The 1,184-nt window shown below is 62.3% G+C and carries 2 protein-coding genes; one reads left to right on the forward strand and one right to left on the reverse strand.

All coding sequences use genetic code 11. The features are described 5' to 3' along the window. Positions 1-153 precede the first annotated feature (153 nt). A complete protein-coding gene (locus NS2_RS35650) occupies positions 154-741 on the forward strand; it encodes a Uma2 family endonuclease (RefSeq protein WP_033091777.1) in 588 nt (195 codons plus the stop codon). A 4-nt stretch (positions 742-745) separates the two neighbouring features. Here the strand turns inward: NS2_RS35650 and NS2_RS35655 are convergent, their stop codons facing one another. Beyond that, positions 746-943 carry a hypothetical protein gene (locus tag NS2_RS35655; protein WP_143837682.1) on the reverse strand — a complete coding sequence of 66 codons (198 nt, stop codon included), beginning with the start codon at positions 941-943 and terminating at the stop codon, positions 746-748. Positions 944-1,184: the final 241 nt, after the last annotated feature.

A 1,184-nucleotide genomic window follows, 5' to 3' on the forward strand; every position in this document is an offset into this window, starting at 1 on the left:
GGACACTAGGTCCGAACCCCCAATTTCTGAAACAGCAATCCTTCGCTGTTTGACCACCTTTCCTTGTCAATCGCGCCACTGCCCACCGTCAGCGAATTCGGCGTGTCCTGTGACAGACTTGGCTAGAGTTCGTGCCCGCGAAGGGAGGTGGTGGTGAATCTCGTGTCCTGGCCCGATCGGCTGCTGACGCTCGACGACTGGATCGCCCTTCCGGAGGACAACAGTCACAGGTACGAGCTCGCCGAGGGGGTGTTGGTCGTTTCGCCGAGACAGGTTTCGAAGCATCAGCGAGCGGTCCTCCGATTGGGTGCACAGCTCGAGCCCCAGCTACCGGCGACGCTGGGAGTACTTCCCGAGGTCGAGCTCGTGATCGAACCCGGAACACCCTCGACCGTACGGGTGCCCGATCTACTTGTTGGCGCGGATACGGGCATCGAGGCCAACCTCGCTCGGTGGATGCCCGCCGATGTCACCTTGGTCGTCGAGATCCTGTCGAACGGAACCAAACGAACCGACCGCGTGACCAAGTTCGCTGAGTACTCCGAGGTCGGAATCGAGTACTACTGGATGATCGATTTGGAGGATCCGGTCAGCCCCACGGCCTTTCACCTCATCGGCGAGCATTACGAGAACGTCGGTGAGCAAACAGGTTTGGCAGCTCTAGAGCTGAAAGGCGTCAAGATCACCATAGATCTTCCAGCGCTGACCAGCGGGCGGCGGCCCACCACTCCGACCGAGTGAACACTCACGCCGCCCGCGCGCGATGCCGCCCCCGGAGCCGATGACTGTTCCTCAGCGGAATTCGGTGGAACGGACGACCGTTCACCAAGAGCGCCAGGTCCTCCTGAATTGCCGCCGCCTCTGACCGGTCATCGGAGATGCCGACCCAGACTGCGACGATCACACCGATGCACGCCACCGCGACGGCGATGAGCTGAACCACGGGAATCACGAAACCCACCTCCCTGCATTGACTTTCGAGCCAAAACGCCTATCGGTAGTACCGACCCCGCGTAGCGAGGGTCCGCCGTCCGCGGTCGGTGATCTCCCAGGTGCCGCGCCCCGCCCGCCGACGGCCCAAGATCAATCCGCGCGAGGACAACTTCGCCACCGCATTGCGCGTGCGCCACATGGTCAGTTGGGCCGATACTGCAATGGAATCCATGCGGAGGATCCCGCCGGGT

It is taken from the genome of Nocardia seriolae NBRC 15557 (assembly GCF_007990715.1).
In the GTDB taxonomy this organism is placed as follows: Bacteria; Actinomycetota; Actinomycetes; order Mycobacteriales; family Mycobacteriaceae; genus Nocardia; species Nocardia seriolae.